At 36.9% G+C, this 17,172-nt stretch carries 17 protein-coding genes; 14 read left to right on the forward strand and 3 right to left on the reverse strand.

What is annotated here, in order from left to right; translation table 11 throughout:
* The first annotated feature begins 107 nt into the window (after window positions 1–107).
* Window positions 108–464, forward strand: a complete 357-nt coding sequence (locus IGI65_RS02875; protein ID WP_095006924.1) for a DUF3788 family protein — start codon at window positions 108–110, stop codon at window positions 462–464.
* Window positions 465–869: 405 nt separating this feature from the next.
* Here the strand turns inward: IGI65_RS02875 and IGI65_RS02880 are convergent, their stop codons facing one another.
* Both IGI65_RS02880 and IGI65_RS02885 read right to left on the reverse strand, forming a co-directional pair.
* On the reverse strand, window positions 870–1,841 hold the full coding sequence (locus IGI65_RS02880) for a 1-phosphofructokinase family hexose kinase (RefSeq protein ID WP_438773175.1): 972 nt from the start codon (window positions 1,839–1,841) through the stop codon (window positions 870–872).
* Window positions 1,838–2,599, reverse strand: coding sequence for a DeoR/GlpR family DNA-binding transcription regulator (locus IGI65_RS02885; RefSeq protein WP_095006923.1), 762 nt, complete (start codon window positions 2,597–2,599; stop codon window positions 1,838–1,840). Before IGI65_RS02885 ends, IGI65_RS02880 begins: the two co-directional genes overlap by 4 nt.
* Before the next feature lie 242 nt (window positions 2,600–2,841).
* Between IGI65_RS02885 and IGI65_RS02890 the strand changes: the two genes are divergently transcribed.
* From IGI65_RS02890 to IGI65_RS02940, 11 genes are all read left to right on the forward strand, one after another.
* On the forward strand, window positions 2,842–3,306 hold the full coding sequence (locus tag IGI65_RS02890) for a PTS sugar transporter subunit IIA (protein ID WP_438773176.1): 465 nt from the start codon (window positions 2,842–2,844) through the stop codon (window positions 3,304–3,306).
* Window positions 3,307–3,318: 12 nt separating this feature from the next.
* On the forward strand, window positions 3,319–3,618 hold the full coding sequence (locus IGI65_RS02895) for a PTS sugar transporter subunit IIB (RefSeq protein WP_071865316.1): 300 nt from the start codon (window positions 3,319–3,321) through the stop codon (window positions 3,616–3,618).
* A gap of 11 nt (window positions 3,619–3,629) precedes the next feature.
* On the forward strand, window positions 3,630–5,015 hold the full coding sequence (locus tag IGI65_RS02900) for a PTS galactitol transporter subunit IIC (protein WP_438773177.1): 1,386 nt from the start codon (window positions 3,630–3,632) through the stop codon (window positions 5,013–5,015).
* A gap of 17 nt (window positions 5,016–5,032) precedes the next feature.
* On the forward strand, window positions 5,033–5,284 hold the full coding sequence (locus tag IGI65_RS02905; RefSeq protein ID WP_245813020.1) for a hypothetical protein: 252 nt from the start codon (window positions 5,033–5,035) through the stop codon (window positions 5,282–5,284).
* Window positions 5,285–5,298: 14 nt separating this feature from the next.
* Window positions 5,299–6,048, forward strand: coding sequence for a class II aldolase/adducin family protein (locus tag IGI65_RS02910; protein ID WP_071865314.1), 750 nt, complete (start codon window positions 5,299–5,301; stop codon window positions 6,046–6,048).
* A gap of 439 nt (window positions 6,049–6,487) precedes the next feature.
* Window positions 6,488–6,781: an ArsR/SmtB family transcription factor gene (locus IGI65_RS02915; RefSeq protein ID WP_438773178.1), complete on the forward strand. Its 294-nt coding sequence runs from the start codon at window positions 6,488–6,490 to the stop codon at window positions 6,779–6,781.
* 40 nt (window positions 6,782–6,821) lie between these two features.
* Complete coding sequence (locus IGI65_RS02920; RefSeq protein WP_071865312.1) at window positions 6,822–7,757, forward strand: ABC transporter ATP-binding protein; 936 nt, start codon at window positions 6,822–6,824, stop codon at window positions 7,755–7,757.
* On the forward strand, window positions 7,750–8,520 hold the full coding sequence (locus IGI65_RS02925; protein WP_095006919.1) for an ABC transporter permease: 771 nt from the start codon (window positions 7,750–7,752) through the stop codon (window positions 8,518–8,520). Before IGI65_RS02920 ends, IGI65_RS02925 begins: the two co-directional genes overlap by 8 nt.
* A gap of 940 nt (window positions 8,521–9,460) precedes the next feature.
* The gene (locus IGI65_RS02930; RefSeq protein ID WP_438773179.1) at window positions 9,461–11,107 is read left to right on the forward strand and encodes a peptide ABC transporter substrate-binding protein; all 1,647 of its coding nucleotides are present in this window, start codon (window positions 9,461–9,463) and stop codon (window positions 11,105–11,107) included.
* 12 nt (window positions 11,108–11,119) lie between these two features.
* Entirely contained in the window at window positions 11,120–12,343 is a 1,224-nt protein-coding gene (gene pepT, locus IGI65_RS02935) for a peptidase T (RefSeq protein ID WP_438773180.1), read from the forward strand.
* Window positions 12,344–12,675: 332 nt separating this feature from the next.
* Window positions 12,676–14,343, forward strand: coding sequence for a peptide ABC transporter substrate-binding protein (locus IGI65_RS02940; protein ID WP_438774403.1), 1,668 nt, complete (start codon window positions 12,676–12,678; stop codon window positions 14,341–14,343).
* A gap of 213 nt (window positions 14,344–14,556) precedes the next feature.
* Here the strand turns inward: IGI65_RS02940 and IGI65_RS02945 are convergent, their stop codons facing one another.
* Window positions 14,557–14,898, reverse strand: coding sequence for a DUF3899 domain-containing protein (locus tag IGI65_RS02945; protein ID WP_438773181.1), 342 nt, complete (start codon window positions 14,896–14,898; stop codon window positions 14,557–14,559).
* A gap of 289 nt (window positions 14,899–15,187) precedes the next feature.
* Between IGI65_RS02945 and opp3b the strand changes: the two genes are divergently transcribed.
* Together opp3b and IGI65_RS02955 are read left to right on the forward strand one after the other, a co-directional pair.
* A complete protein-coding gene (opp3b, locus tag IGI65_RS02950) occupies window positions 15,188–16,129 on the forward strand; it encodes an oligopeptide ABC transporter permease (RefSeq protein WP_095006917.1) in 942 nt (313 codons plus the stop codon).
* Window positions 16,129–17,169, forward strand: a complete 1,041-nt coding sequence (locus IGI65_RS02955) for an ABC transporter permease (protein ID WP_095006916.1) — start codon at window positions 16,129–16,131, stop codon at window positions 17,167–17,169. Before opp3b ends, IGI65_RS02955 begins: the two co-directional genes overlap by 1 nt.
* The last annotated feature ends 3 nt before the right edge of the window (window positions 17,170–17,172 follow it).

The following is a 17,172-nucleotide window of genomic DNA, read 5'->3' on the forward strand; positions in this document are numbered from 1 at the left end:
GCATCAAACGTAAAGTAAAAAAGGTTATATTTTGTTGAAATCTTAGGTGGTATGAAGCAGCGATAATACATGCGCATTTATTTGTTATTCGAAAAAGGAGGAGTCAGATGCTAAACTATGAAGTATTTAAACCAGAAGAACAGCCTACACAAGCTGCAATCGAAGCTTTTATGAGTCCTGAAATTTTCGCACTTTTTGCTGCTTTAGATCATGATTTGCAAGAAACATATCAAATCAAACCTAAATTTTCTTATTCCAACTGTGCCATGAATCAAAATATTTGGCGAGGCTGGAATATTAAATATCAAAAAAGTGGGCGATCATTTTGTACCATTTATCCGCAACAAGACTACTTTTTAGCGCTAGTTCCTGGCACGTCTTTTAAGGTACGTAATAAAGAAAATGTGAAAGAAGTAATGTTAGCAGTAGCACTTAGAAAAGAAGCCCTACAAGCTAAAAAGTAATCACTAGCTGATACGGTAGTAAAGAAACTGAGGGAAAGCACCGCGTTGTACTATTTTTATTTTGCTTCAGGTAATCAAGTGGAGTAAACAAATATATACCGTTATTTTTCCTGTTGGATATTAGTAGAAGTTAAAATGGTCTATACGTTATAAAAAAAGAAGCTCTGAAAATTTTTCCTTTAATAAGGAACTTTTTCAGAGCTTTTTATTGCGTAAATAAAGGAAATCTCGGTTGATTTTTAATCGATTTAAATAACATTGTGTCGTTATCTAAATCAGTGTATTATAGGATTGGTCCAATTTGATATTGCTGAAAATTAAAGATGTAAAGTTATTTATAGCAAAAGCTATAAATAGTGAAAGCAAAAGTCGCAATTGCTTAGACTTTGCTTTTATACCATTGATTTAGGCAATACATTCTTGGGGTTGAATTTTTTTGACACAAATTTGTTTTTGGAACTCCGCAACTTTTTTAGGATTAATGATGCCGACTTCTCCGTGTTGGGCATTGGACATGCCACAAGCCATGGAATATTTTAAGACATTTTCGGGTGTAAAGTCGCTAACAATAGCGTGCATAAAACCGCCAACACTTGCATCACCAGAACCTGTAGTATTGCGAACGGCAATTTTGGGAATTTCAACATCGTATAGCTCATCTTTCATTTTACATAAAGCCCCCTGTGAACCACAGGAAATCATGACATAATCGATGCCATCAAATAAAGGATTTTGTAATTGTTCAAACGCTTCTTCTTTGGTGTTTAGTGAAGTACCCAAAATTTCAGCTAATTCAGGGATATTCGGTTTAATAAAAGAAGGCTTGTAGTGATTTGAAGTTAAAAGATTGTGCAATTGCTTACCAGACACATCCATAAAGACCGGTAATGTTTCACTGATTTCTGTGCGAATTTTTTTTAGCATATCCAAGTAAATAAATTCATTTTGTGAATTGATAGAACCGGATATGCAAATTAATTGGACATCTTCTTTTGCCACATACTCTTTTAATTGGTCGATTAAAGTGTGCGCTTCTTGGTCTGAAATCAGTGGACCTTCTTCGACAATTTCAGTATGAAAATTTTGATCGTGCATGATAGAAATAGCGTGGCGGGTTTGGCCGGTTGTTTCTTGCATGGCAACGTTGAAAAGTTGTTCTTTTTGTAAATATTGTGCAACCAGTTGTCCTTGATCGCCGGCTAAAAAACCGGTTAACAAGACTTCGCTACCAGAAAGAGCAGCCGTACGACCAGCATTGATGCCTTTACCGCCAACGGATTGAACGGGGGCAGCAAAACGGTTAGTTTCTCCCAAAGCAAGATGGGGGATGATATAAGAATAATCTAGTGATGGATTCATTGTAATAGTAATAATCATTCAGGTTCCTCCTTAAGGATCTGTGTGTACTGACTATAATGTTGCACCCATTCATCTGGAATACGATCATCTGTGATCAAATAGTCCATTTGATCCATATGTTGGAAAGTATAGACGTCAGATACGCCTAGTTTGGAACTGTCCGCTACGACACAAGCGACTTTTGCCTTAGCAACGGCCGCATTTTGAATATCGCCTTCTTCATATTGCGCGGTTGTAATATTATTTTCAAAAATACCATTCGTTGCAATAAACGCATAGTCGATATTTAACGTTTCAAATGAGCGTTTGGCCACTTCACCGATAAATTCTTCAGTGGTACTAATAAATTCACCACCAGTAAGTAAAATACGGTAGTCTGTATTATCTTTTAAATAATTAAAGGAAATTAGACTATTGGTAATGACGAAAAGATTTTTACGGGTAATTTCGGGTAACGCGTGAAGAATTGTCGTTCCTGCTCCAACAAAGATGATGGCATTATCGTGAATAAGGTGATTGATTAGTCTGCCAATATATTTTTTTTGTTCGACATTTGTCGTAATTTTTTCATCAGTGGATAGTTCTTTATTTAAGACGTCTAATTTTTGAGCGCCGCCATAAAGTTTATTTAATTTTTTTTGTTTGGATAATTCGGTTACGTCTCGGCGAATGGTCATTTCAGAGACGTCTAGTCGTGATGCGATGTCAGAAATACTTAAATAAGTATGTTGTTGGATAAGTTCTAAGATTTTTTGTTGTCGTTCTTGTTTAAGCATGAACAGGCCTCCAGAATATTTTGTTGGACATTGTTAAAGTTTGTTTCAAATCGATGTTCGACTTCATTGTATAGGAATATGAAATTGTTTTCAAGTAATAGAATAACAGAAAAAATGTTCAACTTTGTTAAAGAAAGCGTTGACAGTGTGATTAAATTCGATTATGATGTGAATGTAGAACAAAGTAGAACACATAAACACAAAGTTTAACATTGTTCTTCACAGGTCGAGGAGGTGTCGGAATGGACTATAAATCGATGTTTAGTCCTAAGTTAATTGATTTGTCAGTAGAGGCTACAACCGAAGCAGACGTGTTTCAAATTGTGGCGGCAAAGCTTTTAGAAGCAGGTATGGTGAATGAGGATTATTTTGATGGGATTACAAAACGGGAAGCGAATTTCCCAACTGGGTTGGTCACCCAGCACTTAAATATCGCATTGCCTCATGCGGATCCAGAATTTGTCAAAGAAGCGTTTGTATTTATATGTCGTTTGAAGTCGCCTGTAAAATGCCGGCAGATGGGTGACAATAGCGAAATGGAAGTTGAGAATTTATTCTTTTTAGGAATTAAAGATGGAAAAAATCAGGTTGGTTTGTTGCAAGTATTTATGAATTTGTTTATGGATGAGGAATTTGTACAGCAGTTTTTGGCGATTGATTGCCCAGAAATGATGTATCAGTTTTTCATTAAAAGTATTGCATCTTAGGAGGAAAAAAACATGAAAAGAAAACTTATCGTAGCTTGCGGAAGTGGGGTCGCTACTAGCCAAACAATTGCCAGTAAAATTGCTAACAAATTTGAAGATGACGGAATTAATTTCCAAGTTGAAGCGGTGGATTACAAATCCATTACCAATGAATTACCACATGCGGGGATTTATGTTTATATTGCGCAACCAGATAGTGAAGTCTTGTCTAAAGCCGATGAATTAGGGGTAAAAGTATTCCCTGGTATTCCCTTTTTAACTGGCATGGGCGCTGACGAAATTTATGATCAAATCACTGCATTGGCGAAATAGGAGGAAAAAAGATGGAAATCTTTCAACGTGTTGTTCAAGCAGTTTTAGATTTGGGTTCTGCAATTTTTGTACCATTAATTATTTTATTATTAGGTCTTCTAGCAGGGATGAAGCTGAAAAAAGCATTTATGTCGGCGATTACTTTAGGGATTGCTTTTACCGGTATGTCGATGGTGATTGGCTTTATGTCAAATGCCGTTAGTCCGGCTTCAGAAGCTATGGCAGAAAACACAGGCATCCATTTACCAGCTTTAGATATGGGCTGGACGGGTGCTGCTAGTATTACATGGTCTTGGTCTTATGCCTTTGTCTTTTTCGCTGTGACAATTGGGGTAAATTTCTTAATGTTAGTTTTAAACTTAACCAAAACATTGAACGTTGATATGTGGAATGTTTGGGGGAAAGCATTAACAGCGTATTTGGTTTACTTTGTATCAGGTAGTTTAGTTGCTGGTTTTATTACAGCGATTGTTCAAGTAATTTTAGAATTAAAATTAGGGGATATGTTCCAACGACATATTCAAGATTTAACGGGCATTCCATTGGTAACGGTTACGCACTTTATGACTTCTTCTGCGATTGTTTTATTACCGTTTAACATGTTGATGGATAAAATTCCTTTCTTTAATCGTAAAGCAGACGCAAATGCTTTAAAAGCCAAATTAGGTGTTTTCTCTGAAAACTCAGTAATGGGCTTTATCATTGGTTTGGCACTTGGTTTTGCGGCATCTTATGGTGTATCAGGTTCACTAAACTTAGCGATTCAAGTTGCAACGGCAATGGCTTTATTCCCAATGATTTCTAAGATGTTTATGCAAGCTTTATCACCACTAGCAGACGCTATGTCAGAATTTATGAAAAATAAATTCAAAGATCGCGAAGTTTATATTGGCTTAGATTGGCCAATTTTAGCGGGACGTTCTGAAATTTGGGTAACAGCAATTTTGTTAGTCCCAGTCTTTATCGGTTATGCGATGTTCTTACCAGGAAACACTGTTTTACCTTTAGCAGGGATTATTAATTACTCGATTGCAGTCGGCGGTTTACTTTTAACTGGTGGTAACTTAGCGCGCATGTTGGTTTTAGGTGTGATTACATTACCAATCTACTTGTATACAGCAACTTGGTTAGCGCCAATTTTAAGTAACTTAGCAACAAAAACAGGGGCAGTAGAAGGCTTTAAAGAAGGTCAATTAATTACTTGGTCTTCATTTGAAGGAGCGGAATTCCGTGTCTTGTTTGCTGAAGCCTTTAATAAAAATATTTATGCCATTGCAGGAATCGTGATTTTCTTAGGACTATTTGTTCTATTAAATCGCTACATGAAGCAAGCCAAAGTACCAAGTCAACGTTATGAAGAGAAAAAAGCAGAAAATTTAGCCGCTAAAACGGCTTAAATGAGGAGTGAGTCATAGTGATTAATGAAAAATTCAAATGGTACGTTTTGTTAATGGTGGCAATTGGACTCTTTGCAACGAATCTTTTTATGCAAAACTTATTAATAAATCTTGTCGTCATTGTACTTGCGGGCTTTATTTATCACTATGGCAGTCCCATTTTATTTAAAGAATATAATGAACGACAAAAACAAAAGTTACAAGCTTCCCAAGAAATCAGAGAGGCCACACGCGAAGTACTGTCTTCCGGGAAACTATTTAAAAAATAATGGGGGAATAAATGATGTCTGATGGACGTATGCTTTTTGAACGGGAACGACAAGATATGGCGGATATTGTCCGTTTAATCTTTACACGTAAACTAACCAATGTAGCGGGAGGAAACTTTTCTTTCTTAGCTGAAAAAGATGGCAAAAAATATATTATTATGACACCGACAATGATGTCAGAAGCGTATTTAGGTAATTTAACGGCAGCGCAAATTTTGGTAGTTGACTTAGAAACAAGAGAGATTGTTTGTGGGGTAGGTAGTCTAACCCGTGAAATCAATATGCACCAAGCTGTTTATAAGACCAATGAAGAAATTAAGGCAGTGTTACATGCCCATGCGCCAAATGCGATGTTTTGGGCTACAAGTGGCTTACCAATGCCGAATTTGACAGAAGCAACGCAAAAAGTAGGACCAGTGCCGGTGATGCGTTTTGCACCTAATTGCTCAGAAGAATTAGCTGAAATTACCAGCACATATATTCGAGAAAATGATCTACCTGTACCCCACATGTTGTTACTTGATAGCCATGGCGTTTTAATTAATGCTACAGGAGACGATGGCTTGATGGCAATTCACAAAGCATTATCTATCTTGGATACAGTGGAATGGAATGCGGAAATCGCTTATAAACAAACTCTTTTCCAAGCATTAGGGATTATGGATAGTTACCATTCTAAAGGCGAAGATATTGCCAATATTATGGATCTAAAAGCAAAAGAAGCTATTTATAACCGTGCTAAAATTGCAGCCGGTGGCGATTAAGATTAACGCAAATAAAAGAGGGTGTGACAGAAGTTGCTTCTGTCACACTGTTTATTTGAAAATGGGAGGTGTGACAAGACATTTGTCACAGCTTCTTTTTTTTGTGTTTATGTAAAATAGTTATCTAATTTTTATAAGAAATAAGTTTTTTAGGGTAGACTTCATACTTAAAGGCTGCGGGATATGAAAGGGCAAATTCTTATCATTTGCGCTTCATCCTAAAGCTTCATCCACGTTCGTTGCGTCTTTTTTTAGTCTAGTTTGGTCAGTTTACTCTTTATTGCAATAATGAAACGACCTGAGAAATTTGCAGACAATTTGTCCAGATTTTATCTTCATGCTTGAAAATTATCCGTTTTTTAGCCAGCGGCAATTGACAAGTTGGCTTTGATTGGTTACTTTGTTAGATAGACGTTTATCTATCTATAGGAGAAAAAGTATGAATTATGATGAAATGGCAGTGATTTTAAAAGCGTTAGCTGATCCGAAGCGCCTGAAAGTTATTGATTTGCTGACTGGTGGTAGTTTATGTGCTTGTGAGCTGTTAAAACATTTTGACTTTACCCAACCGACACTTTCCCACCACATGAAAATCTTGGAAAAGGCTGGGGTGGTGATGGTAACAAAAAAAGGGATTTGGCATCACTATCAATTGACAGAAGATTTTATCCGTCAGTTTCTGGACAGTCAAATGCAATTATTTGGCATTTCAAAGCTGTCGACAGTCAGATAAGATAAAACGAAAAAAGCTGAAACAACGAAAGGAAAGACCAATGACCTACGCACTGGAAATAGAAGATTTAAAAAAAGTATACAGCACCGGCGTGAAAGCTTTGCGCGGGATTGATTTAAAAGTAGAAGAAGGCGATTTTTACGCTCTTTTAGGTCCTAATGGTGCCGGTAAATCCACTACGATTGGAATTATCACTTCCTTAGTGAATAAAACTGCCGGTAAGGTAAAAGTTTTTGGCTATGATTTAGATACGGATTTAGATAAAGCCAAGCAACAAATCGGCTTGGTTCCCCAAGAATTCAATTTCAATCCTTTTGAAACAGTTCAACAAATTGTGGTCAATCAAGCAGGCTATTATGGCGTTTCCCGCAAAGAAGCTTTAAAACGCAGTGAAAAATATTTGAAGCAATCCAATCTCTGGGAAAAACGCAATGAACGGGCGCGGATGCTTTCTGGTGGGATGAAAAGACGGCTAATGATCGCCAGAGCCCTCATGCATGAACCAAAACTTTTGATTTTGGATGAACCAACAGCCGGTGTGGATATTGAACTAAGAAGAGAGATGTGGGGCTTTTTAAAGGCCTTAAATGAAAGTGGTACTACGATCATTTTGACGACCCACTATTTAGAGGAAGCGGAGATGTTGTGTCGCAATATTGGTATTATTCAATCAGGCGAATTAATTGAAAATACGAGTATGAAGAGTCTTTTAGCCAAATTGCAATTTGAAACGTTTATTTTGGACTTAGCGCCATATAAAACACCACTTAAACTCACAGGCTACAACTATGAGTTGGAAGATGAAGTAACGCTTGCAGTGGAAGTTGAACGCAATCAAGGGGTTAATGAAATTTTTAATCAGTTGAGTGAACAAAAAATTAAAGTAGTCTCCATGCGTAATAAATCCAACCGACTGGAAGAATTGTTCTTAAAAATCACCGAAGAAAAAGTTCGTTTGGAGGAAAATCATGTTTAGTCTTTATTTAACTGCATTAAAAAGTCTAGCCGCCAAAGAAACCCATCGCTATTTGCGGATTTGGGTGCAGACATTGGTGCCGCCTGTTATCACCACCTCACTTTATTTCATTATTTTTGGGAAAATGATTGGTGGTCGCATCGGGGATATGGGGGGCTTTTCTTATATTGAATTTATTGTACCTGGTCTTATTATGATGTCAGCCATTACGAGTTCTTATGCCAATGTTTCCTCATCTTTTTTCTCTCAAAAATTTCAAAAAAATATTGAGGAATTATTAGTAGCTCCAGTACCGGCCCATATTATTATTTGGGGCTTTGTAATTGGCGGGGTTGGCCGCAGTACATTAGTTGGCGCATTAGTTACGATTATTTCGTTATTTTTTGTTCCGTTAAATGTTCATTCCTGGTTACTTGTAATTGTGACGTTATTGATGACCGCTATTTTATTTTCATTAGCTGGGCTGATTAATGGCGTTTTTGCGCAATCCTATGATGATGTTTCGATTGTACCAACGTTTGTTTTGCAACCTTTGACTTATTTAGGTGGCGTTTTTTATGCCATTTCGATGTTACCGCCATTTTGGCAAGCTGTCTCTAAAGTAAATCCGATTGTCTACATGATTTCAGGTTTCCGCTACGGCTTTTTAGGGACAACCGATATCCCAGTCGCAGTTTCCATGACAGTGCTTGTTTTATTTATCGTAGTCTTATACTCAGTTTGTTATTATTTGATTAGTCGTGGCAAAGGATTGCGGAGTTAATCACAAAAAGTAAAATTGAATATATATTTTTAACGAAAGCTAAAGTCTAAAAATAGCGGTACTCATTTTGTGAGTCCGCTATTTTTGAATTTAATGATATAAAATTTGATAGAGATCATTTGTCTTTTTTTAATAGTTGAAAAATCTTTATCAATGCAATATTATCCAAAACCAGTTTTTTATCAATATAATTTTGTATAGATAACTTTTAATGGCTGACTTTGGATGTGAGATTGTTTGATAGCTTATTAGGTGATATGGAGTTGAACGATTACTTCAAGTTACAAAAGCACAGGAGTCGTTTTTTCGTGATGCTATTTGTTAGTATTTGATAAAGTATTTTAAGCTTTTTCATTTGTAATCCTCTTTTTAATATAACGAATAGTTATAGTGTGTGTATGAATTAATATTATTATAAATGTATATTGTTACAAAAAATCGGATGTATTTTGTATCTGAATGAAAAGCAGTATAGCTTCCGATTGGTTTTGCGCATTCGTTTTGAAATAAATTAAATATTAAAAATATTACAAAAAAAGATTGACAAATGTCATAATTCTGGGTAAGCTAACACACAACTAAAGATTTCATGCGTTGAAGAGAAGAGTAGCTAAAAAGAGCGATTAAAGAGAGTCCGGTCGGTGTGAAAGGATATTGCGCAATTTAGTGAAGATGAGCTCTGAGCATTGCAAATGGTTAACGCCGTTTGGACGGAAAAGCAGTCGTTATTCTGCCGGGTATCAACAGGTACCGTTGAGATATTATTCGTAAGGATAGTATGAATTAGGGTGGTAACGCGAAAAGTCTTCGTCCCTTTGTTTGTCATAGTCTGGCAAGCAAAGGGATGAGGACTTTTTTATTTTCTGCGAAAGTTCAGCAAGTTTCAACAGATTGGTTGGTCGTTAGTTATTACAAAAATCAGGATAGAGGAGTGGCAAAAATGAAAAGGAAAAAGGGTATTTTAGTGGCAGTAGGTATTTTAGCGCTAGCACTCACTGGATGTACGACCGGTGGGACAGCAAAAGAAAGTGGGGATGTTACAGGAAAAAACGCGATAAAACAAGAAATTAGTGTGAGTTTACCTGCACCGTTAAGTACACTAGACACGACGCAGACGACAGATAAAATCACATTTACTGTCGTGCAGCATTTGTTTGAAGGATTATATCGATTTGATGATGATAGCCAGCCGATTCCAGGCCTGGCTCAAAAAGTTGCGATTAGTTCTGATGGTAAGACCTATACATTTACCTTAAGAGACGATGCAAAATGGAGTAATGGCGATAAAGTAGTGGCTGCTGATTTTTTATTTGCCTGGAAACGTTTGGTAAATCCTGAAACAATGGGCCCAAATGCTTATCTACTTGATAACGTGGTTAACAGCCAGGCGATTCGTGAAGGTAAAAAATCTGTCGATGAAATTGGTCTAGCAGCGCTAGATGAAAAGACATTTGAAGTACGTTTAAAACAAGCGCAACCGTCATTTTTATCTGTAGTCTCAATTGGTTGGTTGGCACCGCAAAATGAAAAATTTGTCACCGCTAAAAAAGATGCTTATGCCCGTACCAGTGAGGATCTTTTATATACAGGGCCTTTTGTATTAAAAGACTGGAAGCAAACTGGCGATGAATGGACCTTAGTGAAAAATGATAACTATTATGGAAAAGATGAGGTTAAATTAAAGACTGTTCACGGCTCCACCATTAAAGAAGAAAACACAGGTATTCAATTAGTAGATAGCGGTGAGCTGGATTTACAGCGGATAAGTGGTCAATATGTTGAACAATTTAAAAACGATCCACGCTTAGTTACAAAACCCGATGTCGCCAATCAATTTTTGGATTTTAACCAAAAAGCGAATTCGGCCCTAGCAGACGTTCATGTTAGAAAAGCGATTGCTTTAGCCATTAATAAAACACAATTAGCTAAAAACGTGTTAAACGATGGTGCTACTCCTTTAAATGGTCTCATTCCAAGTGGGCTATACACAAATCCTGATACCAAGGAAGACTTTCGTAAATATAGCGGAGATTATAATCTTTATGATGTAAAAGTAGCCAAAAGTGAGTGGGAAAAAGCCAAAGCAGTTGTGGGCAACGGCTTGAAACTAAAATTATTGGTGACAGATGACGATAATGGTGAAAAAGTAGGAGAGTATTTGCAAAGCCAACTGGAAGAAACATTACCTGGCTTAAAAATTGTGATCAATAAACAGCCTAAAGTGAATTTAAATCAGTCTCGTACAGACGGCAATTACGAATTATCAGTTTCAGGTTGGATTGCGGGTTCTAGTGAATTAGATTCTTATTTCAACTTGTATAAAACTGGTTCTTCATACAACTATGGTGGTTACCAAAATAAAACTTATACAGCACTTGTCGAAAAAGCGCGTACGACAGATGCGAATCATCCAGATGCTTTTTTTAACGATTATCAAGCAGCTGAAAAAATCTTGCTAGCTGAAGATGCAGCTCAAGTTCCGCTATATCAAAGTGCATCAAACTATTTAATTAATGAAAAAGTAGACGGAATTGTCTTTCACGCTTACGGAGATTATTTCAATTTACGTACAGCAAAAGTGAAATAAAGGAGAATAAAAATGAGTCAATTACTGGAAGATTTTTTAAGTTATGTCAAAATCAATACCCGTTCAGATGAAACAGCAACGAAAATTCCCACTACGCCAGGTCAAGTAGAGCTGGCGTTACAGTTAAAAAAACAGTTGGAAGAATTGGGGCTAGATCAGGTTAATTATTTTGTTAAGAACAGTTTTGTTATTGGAGTATTAAAAGGAAATCCAGCAAAAACATCGATTGGCTTTATTGCGCACGTTGATACAGCAGATTTCAATGCAGAAAATATTCAGCCTAAAGTTTGGTCAAATTATACTGGTCAAGGGATCGTTTTAAATGAAGAGAAAAAGATAGTGTTATCTCCCAGTCAGTTTCCAAACTTAAAAGAGTATGTCGGCCAAACTTTAATTACAACAGATGGGACAACGCTTCTAGGTGCCGATGATAAGGCGGGTATTGCAGAAATTATGGCAGCGTTACGGCTAATAAAAGAAATACCTGAAACCAAGCGAGGAGATGTTTGGGTAGCTTTTGGACCAGATGAAGAAATTGGGCGGGGAGCTGACTATTTTGAAGTAGCCGATTTTCCGGTGGCTTTTGCCTATACTGTCGATAGTGGTCGAGTAGGACATTTTGAATATGAAACATTTAATGCCGCAAAAATGGAAATTAAAATTGAAGGAACGAGCGTCCATCCTGGAACCGCGTATGGACAATTAGTAAACGCAATTAAAATTGGTGAAGAAATTGACAGTCAATTGCCCCAAAAAGAAGTTCCAGAACAGACGAGAGACAGTGAAGGCTTTTATTTGTTAAATAAATTTAGTGGGGATATTTCAAAGGCTGAGTTGGATTATATCATTCGCGATTTTGATCAAGAAAAGTTCAGCGCAAGAAAAGAAATGCTAAAAACCATTATCGACCGCTTAAATGAAACATTTGATTATCCGCGCATTACGTATCGTTTATTTGATCAATACTACAATATGAAAGAAATTATTAAAAAAGAGCCACGAGCGGTAGATTACGCTATTTTGGCAATGAAAAGGTTAGGGATTAAGCCGGTTATTAGCCCGTTTCGTGGTGGTACAGATGGTTCTAAAATTTCCTATAAAGGAATAGCCACTCCGAATCTGTTTACAGGTGGTGAGAATTTTCATGGGCCATATGAATTTATTACGCTGGAGGCTATGGAAAAAGCGACCCGAACTATTGTTGAAATTGTAAAAATCACTGCTGAAAACGAATAAATATATTGGTTTTATGAAATAATATTAGTTTTTTTATTTATTAAAAAAATCCCCAAACTATATTTTTATCAATTTTGATTGTAATCGTTACCTCTTTTTTTTACAAAAAAATGCTATTTTAAACGTCTTTTTTTGAATGAATAGAAGTCTTTCTTTTCGCGGTATTCCTTTTATCTTTAACTTTTAGAATTATCAGAAAATTTATATATATTTGTTTTTTTACGAATAAAGTCTTGCTTTTTTAATAATTATTGATTAAAATTTTCGTTAACTTCAGAAAATGCTAAATGTTCTGAAAATTCAATCGATGGCAAGGAGAAAAAGGAATGAAAATGAAAAAGACATCATTATTGGGTATTGTGGCTGTCTGCGGGATTGTACTTTCAGCATGTGGCAGCGGAGGCGGTACAACAGATGGTAGTAATGCCGCAAGTTCTTCTGGTAAAGAAGCAGACAAACAGGAATTTCGTGTTTCGGTTTTACAAGAAATGCCAAGTGCGGATTTATCACTTGCGACAGATACGATTAGTTTTACAGCTTTAAATAATGTGTATGAAGGAATTTATCGTTTAGATAAAGACAGTAAGCCAATTCCAGCTGGTGCGGCAGAAATGGCAACAGTTAGTGAAGACGGCTTAAAGTATACGATTAAATTAAGAGAAGATGCAAAGTGGTCTGATGGTGAACCGGTGAAAGCGTCTGATTATGTCTTTGGCTGGCAGCGAACAGTCGATTCCAAAACAGCTTCAGAGTATGCGTATCTTTTTGAGCCCGTTACGAATGCAGCAGATATTACAGCCGGTAAAAAAGACAAGTCTGAGTTGGGGATTAAAGCAGTAAATGATTATGAATTAGAAATTACTTTAACCCGTCCTACACCTTATATGGATTACTTATTCGCGTTTCCATCATTCTTCCCACAACCACAAAAAGTTGTAGAAAAAAATGGCGACAAATACGCGACAAAATCAGACCAATCTGTTTACAATGGGCCTTTTGTGTTAGCGGGATTTGACGGACCGGGGACCGATACGGAGTGGGAATATCAAAAAAATGATACGTATTGGGATAAAGATACGGTGAAATTAGACTCTGTAAAAGTTAGCGTGGTAAAAGAATCTTCAACAGGATTGAATTTATTTAACGACGGTCAAACAGACGACGTCATTTTATCTGGTGAATTGGCACAACAAAACGCCAATCAAGATGCGTTCCAATCGGTAAAAGAGGCGCGTACTTCTTATATTGAATTGAATCAACGCAAAGAAGACTCACCATTTATGAATGAAGATTTACGTTTGGCAATTTCTTATGCGATTGATCGTAACGCCATTGTGAATTCTGTTTTAGGAGACGGATCAGTAGCTTCAACAGGTTTAATTCCATCAGATATGTCTAAAAACCCTGAAACAAACGAAGATTTCACTAAAGAAGCTGGCGATTTGGTAAGTTTTGATAAGAAAAAAGCCCAAGATCACTGGGAAAAAGCGAAAAAAGCATTGGGCAAAGACAGCTTTGAGTTTGATATTGTCGCTTCTGATGATGACGGGACGAAAAAAGTTTTGGAATATTTGCAAAGTACCTTGGAAGAAACATTACCTGGTATCAAAATCAAACCAACACCAGTACCATTTTCTGTTCGACTAGATCGTTCAAATAACGGCGAGTTTGACATGGTATTAGGCGGCTGGGGCGCAGATTACTCTGACCCATCTAGTTTTACTGATTTGTTTGTTACAGGGAACTCTTATAACCGTGGTCAATGGTCAAATGAAGATTATGACAAAGTTGTCAAAGAATCAAACACGACCAATGCAGGCGATCCGATGAAACGTTGGGAAAACTTGCAAGAAGCAGATAAAATCATCAGTTCAACTGCGGGCGTTATCGGCGTTTACCAAAAAGCAGAAGGTCACATGATTAATCCAAAAGTAAAAGGTATCGTACACCACGCTGCCGGCGCTTCATGGGATTACAAATGGACTTATGTAACCGAATAATTTTTATCGTAAAAGAGGCGTGAAAAAAGTTCAGTTACAAGAAATAAACCGGATAATCGGAAAATAGTCGTCATATTTTTACCATTATCTGGTTTATTTTTTTCCGCTACTTTCTTCTTTTATTTGCAAATAAAAGGCCGTGACGTAGATTGTCACAGCCTTTTGCAAATAATTTTTTTAGCTAACGCGCTTTGTCTTTTTAATTAATAATTATTAAATATTACTAATTGCAAAAAAGATGAGGGCTAAAAGAAAAAGAACACCGGCAATTTTTAACCAGAAAGGATAAACACCAGCCCCAACTTGAGAGAAGGGGGTGTAGTTAGCTTTTTTCTTTTGTTTTCTTCCTAAGCTTTCGTGCATGGATCTTTGAAAAGTATCGAAGAAGCCAGAGGAAAAAATCCATAACAAGCTACCCACAATCAAAAAAGGCAATCCTAACATGAAGAGTGTATCCGATAGTGTGATGAAGCTTAAATTATTTTGGCTAATGCCAAAAATAATGGCGCCAGCAAAGATAACAAGTGAAATGAGATAAGGACGATATTTTTTCATAGCAAACTCCTTGTGTATTCTGTACATTTTGGCTGTACTGCTTTAACGAAATCGTTAAAAGTGTCTGGTTTTTACTCTTTAGGTCAAAAAAGCGAGAACACTTCGTAATAGTGGGCTTAAAAAGCTTTTCTTATACTGTAGCGAATTCATTTCGCAAAGTCAAAAAGGATTTTATTGGCTGGTTAAAAAGCGACAGAGTTTGACTCAACTAAATCCATGAAAGACAACTTCTTTCAAAAAAGAACGTGTTTTTTTCATGATTATTCCATTTTATAGGAGGAGAAGTAATTTGAATGACTTTCTCAAATATTTTTTAAAACGGCTTTTCTTCATGTTGGTAACGTTGTGGCTGATTGCTACGATTACTTTCTTTTTATCAAAGATGTTACCAGGAACACCTTATACCAATGCTGAACGCTTAAGTCCAGAACAAATTGCTTTATTAAATAAACAAATGGGCTTGGATAAACCAGTTATTGTGCAATATGGGACGTATCTGAAAAACTTAGTACAAGGAGATTTTGGTATTTCCTTCCAATTTAAAAATCAACCAGTTGCTACACTTTTAGCAGGACGTGTGGGTCCTTCATTACAACTGGGATTGCAAGCTATTTTTCTAGGAACATTTATCGGTATTATTTTAGGAACCATTTCAGCTATGAAACAAAACACGTGGGTTGATACATTGGCAACGTTAATTGCTATTTTGGGCCGTTCCATTCCCAACTTTGTTTTTGCCGTTTTATTGCAGTACGTTTTTGCCATTAAGTTGCACATTTTACCGATTGCCAAATGGGAAAGTTTTGCTTATACCATTTTACCGACAATCGCACTGGCTATGTCGCCGCTAGCGGATTCGGCACGCTTTATCCGGACGGAAATGGTAGAAGTGATGCATAGTGATTATGTGGAATTAGCCAGAGCCAAAGGGTTAAGTCGTTGGGAGATTGCCTTTAAACACGGGCTACGTAACAGTTTAATTCCTTTAATGACTTTACTTGGACCTTTAGCTGTTGCACTTATGACGGGCTCTTTAGTAGTTGAAAATATTTTTGCTATTCCAGGAATTGGTGAGCAATTTGTTAAGTCGATTACAACCAATGACTATCCGACAATTATGGCAGTGACGGTGTTGTATTCGGCAATGTTGATCATTGTCATCTTAGTAGTTGATTTATTATATGGAATTGTGGATCCACGGATTCGGGTTTCAGGAGGGAGCAAAGGCTAATGAAGGCTAAACCTAAATATGAAGCTATTACTGATATTCCCGCTTCAGAATTTGAGTTATATCACGGCAGTACAATTAAAGAGCGGGAAATGATTGCCGCGCCGTCTTTGACTTTCTTACAAGATTCATGGCGCCGTTTGCGCAAAAATAAAGCAGCGGTGGTCTGTATGGTTATTTTATTGGTAATCATTTTGATTTCCGTGGTTTCGATTTTCTTTTCACCTCACAATCCCACTAAACAAAATGTTGCGTATATGAATTTGCCACCGCGAATTCCCGGCATTAACATCAATGGTTTAAACGGTAAAGCAATGGTCGGTGGTCAATTAGTAGATAAATATGCTGCGGCCAATGTACCAGAGAATTTAAATTACTATTTTGGTACTGACGGTCTGGGGCGTGACGTGTTAAGTCGACTTTTAATGGGGACGCGGGTTTCGTTATTAATCGCTTTTATCGCAGCCATGTTTGATATTCTTTTTGGTGTTACTTATGGACTAATTTCAGGTCTAAAAGGTGGCACTGTTGATACGTTGATGCAACGTTTCTTAGAAATTTTATCCGGTATTCCCAATTTAGTCGTAATGATTTTAATGTTGGTTGTTTTTGAACCGGGGATTCCTTCGATTATTGCGGCAATGGCGATTACTAACTGGATTCCCATGGCCCGTATCGTGAGAGCTCAGACGTTAAAATTAAAAGACCAAGAATTTGTCTTAGCGGCGCAAACGTTAGGAGAAAGTAATTTAAAGATTGCCTTTAAACATATTTTACCCAACATCTCCAGTGTGATTATCGTCCAAATGATGTTTAGTATTCCGACGGCGATTTTCTTTGAAGCCTTCTTAAGCTTCATTGGCTTAGGGCTAACACCGCCAAACGCCTCACTAGGAACGATGTTAAGTGATGGGTATAAAACATTCCAATATCTGCCTTATCTATTGTGGGTACCAGCAGTGACGTTGTCAGTCATTATGATTGCCTTCAACTTATTAGCTGACGGTCTTCGTGATGCCTTCGATCCGAAAATGAAAGAGTGATAA

Origin of the sequence: Enterococcus sp. DIV0755b, assembly GCF_051713765.1 — a bacterium.
GTDB classification, from domain to species: domain Bacteria; phylum Bacillota; class Bacilli; order Lactobacillales; family Enterococcaceae; genus Enterococcus_C; species Enterococcus_C canintestini.

Excerpts from the sequence above, each read along its gene's own strand:
- IGI65_RS02875 (WP_095006924.1), top strand. The coding sequence starts at position 108 with ATGCTAAACTATGAAGTATTTAAACCAGAAGAACAGCCTACACAAGCT.
- IGI65_RS02880 (WP_438773175.1), bottom strand. The coding sequence starts at position 1,841 with ATGATTATTACTATTACAATGAATCCATCACTAGATTATTCTTATATC.
- IGI65_RS02885 (WP_095006923.1), bottom strand. The coding sequence starts at position 2,599 with ATGCTTAAACAAGAACGACAACAAAAAATCTTAGAACTTATCCAACAA.
- IGI65_RS02890 (WP_438773176.1), top strand. The coding sequence starts at position 2,842 with ATGGACTATAAATCGATGTTTAGTCCTAAGTTAATTGATTTGTCAGTA.
- IGI65_RS02895 (WP_071865316.1), top strand. The coding sequence starts at position 3,319 with ATGAAAAGAAAACTTATCGTAGCTTGCGGAAGTGGGGTCGCTACTAGC.
- IGI65_RS02900 (WP_438773177.1), top strand. The coding sequence starts at position 3,630 with ATGGAAATCTTTCAACGTGTTGTTCAAGCAGTTTTAGATTTGGGTTCT.
- IGI65_RS02910 (WP_071865314.1), top strand. The coding sequence starts at position 5,299 with ATGTCTGATGGACGTATGCTTTTTGAACGGGAACGACAAGATATGGCG.
- IGI65_RS02915 (WP_438773178.1), top strand. The coding sequence starts at position 6,488 with ATGAATTATGATGAAATGGCAGTGATTTTAAAAGCGTTAGCTGATCCG.
- IGI65_RS02920 (WP_071865312.1), top strand. The coding sequence starts at position 6,822 with ATGACCTACGCACTGGAAATAGAAGATTTAAAAAAAGTATACAGCACC.
- IGI65_RS02925 (WP_095006919.1), top strand. The coding sequence starts at position 7,750 with ATGTTTAGTCTTTATTTAACTGCATTAAAAAGTCTAGCCGCCAAAGAA.
- IGI65_RS02930 (WP_438773179.1), top strand. The coding sequence starts at position 9,461 with ATGAAAAGGAAAAAGGGTATTTTAGTGGCAGTAGGTATTTTAGCGCTA.
- pepT (WP_438773180.1), top strand. The coding sequence starts at position 11,120 with ATGAGTCAATTACTGGAAGATTTTTTAAGTTATGTCAAAATCAATACC.
- IGI65_RS02940 (WP_438774403.1), top strand. The coding sequence starts at position 12,676 with ATGAAAAAGACATCATTATTGGGTATTGTGGCTGTCTGCGGGATTGTA.
- IGI65_RS02945 (WP_438773181.1), bottom strand. The coding sequence starts at position 14,898 with ATGAAAAAATATCGTCCTTATCTCATTTCACTTGTTATCTTTGCTGGC.
- IGI65_RS02955 (WP_095006916.1), top strand. The coding sequence starts at position 16,129 with ATGAAGGCTAAACCTAAATATGAAGCTATTACTGATATTCCCGCTTCA.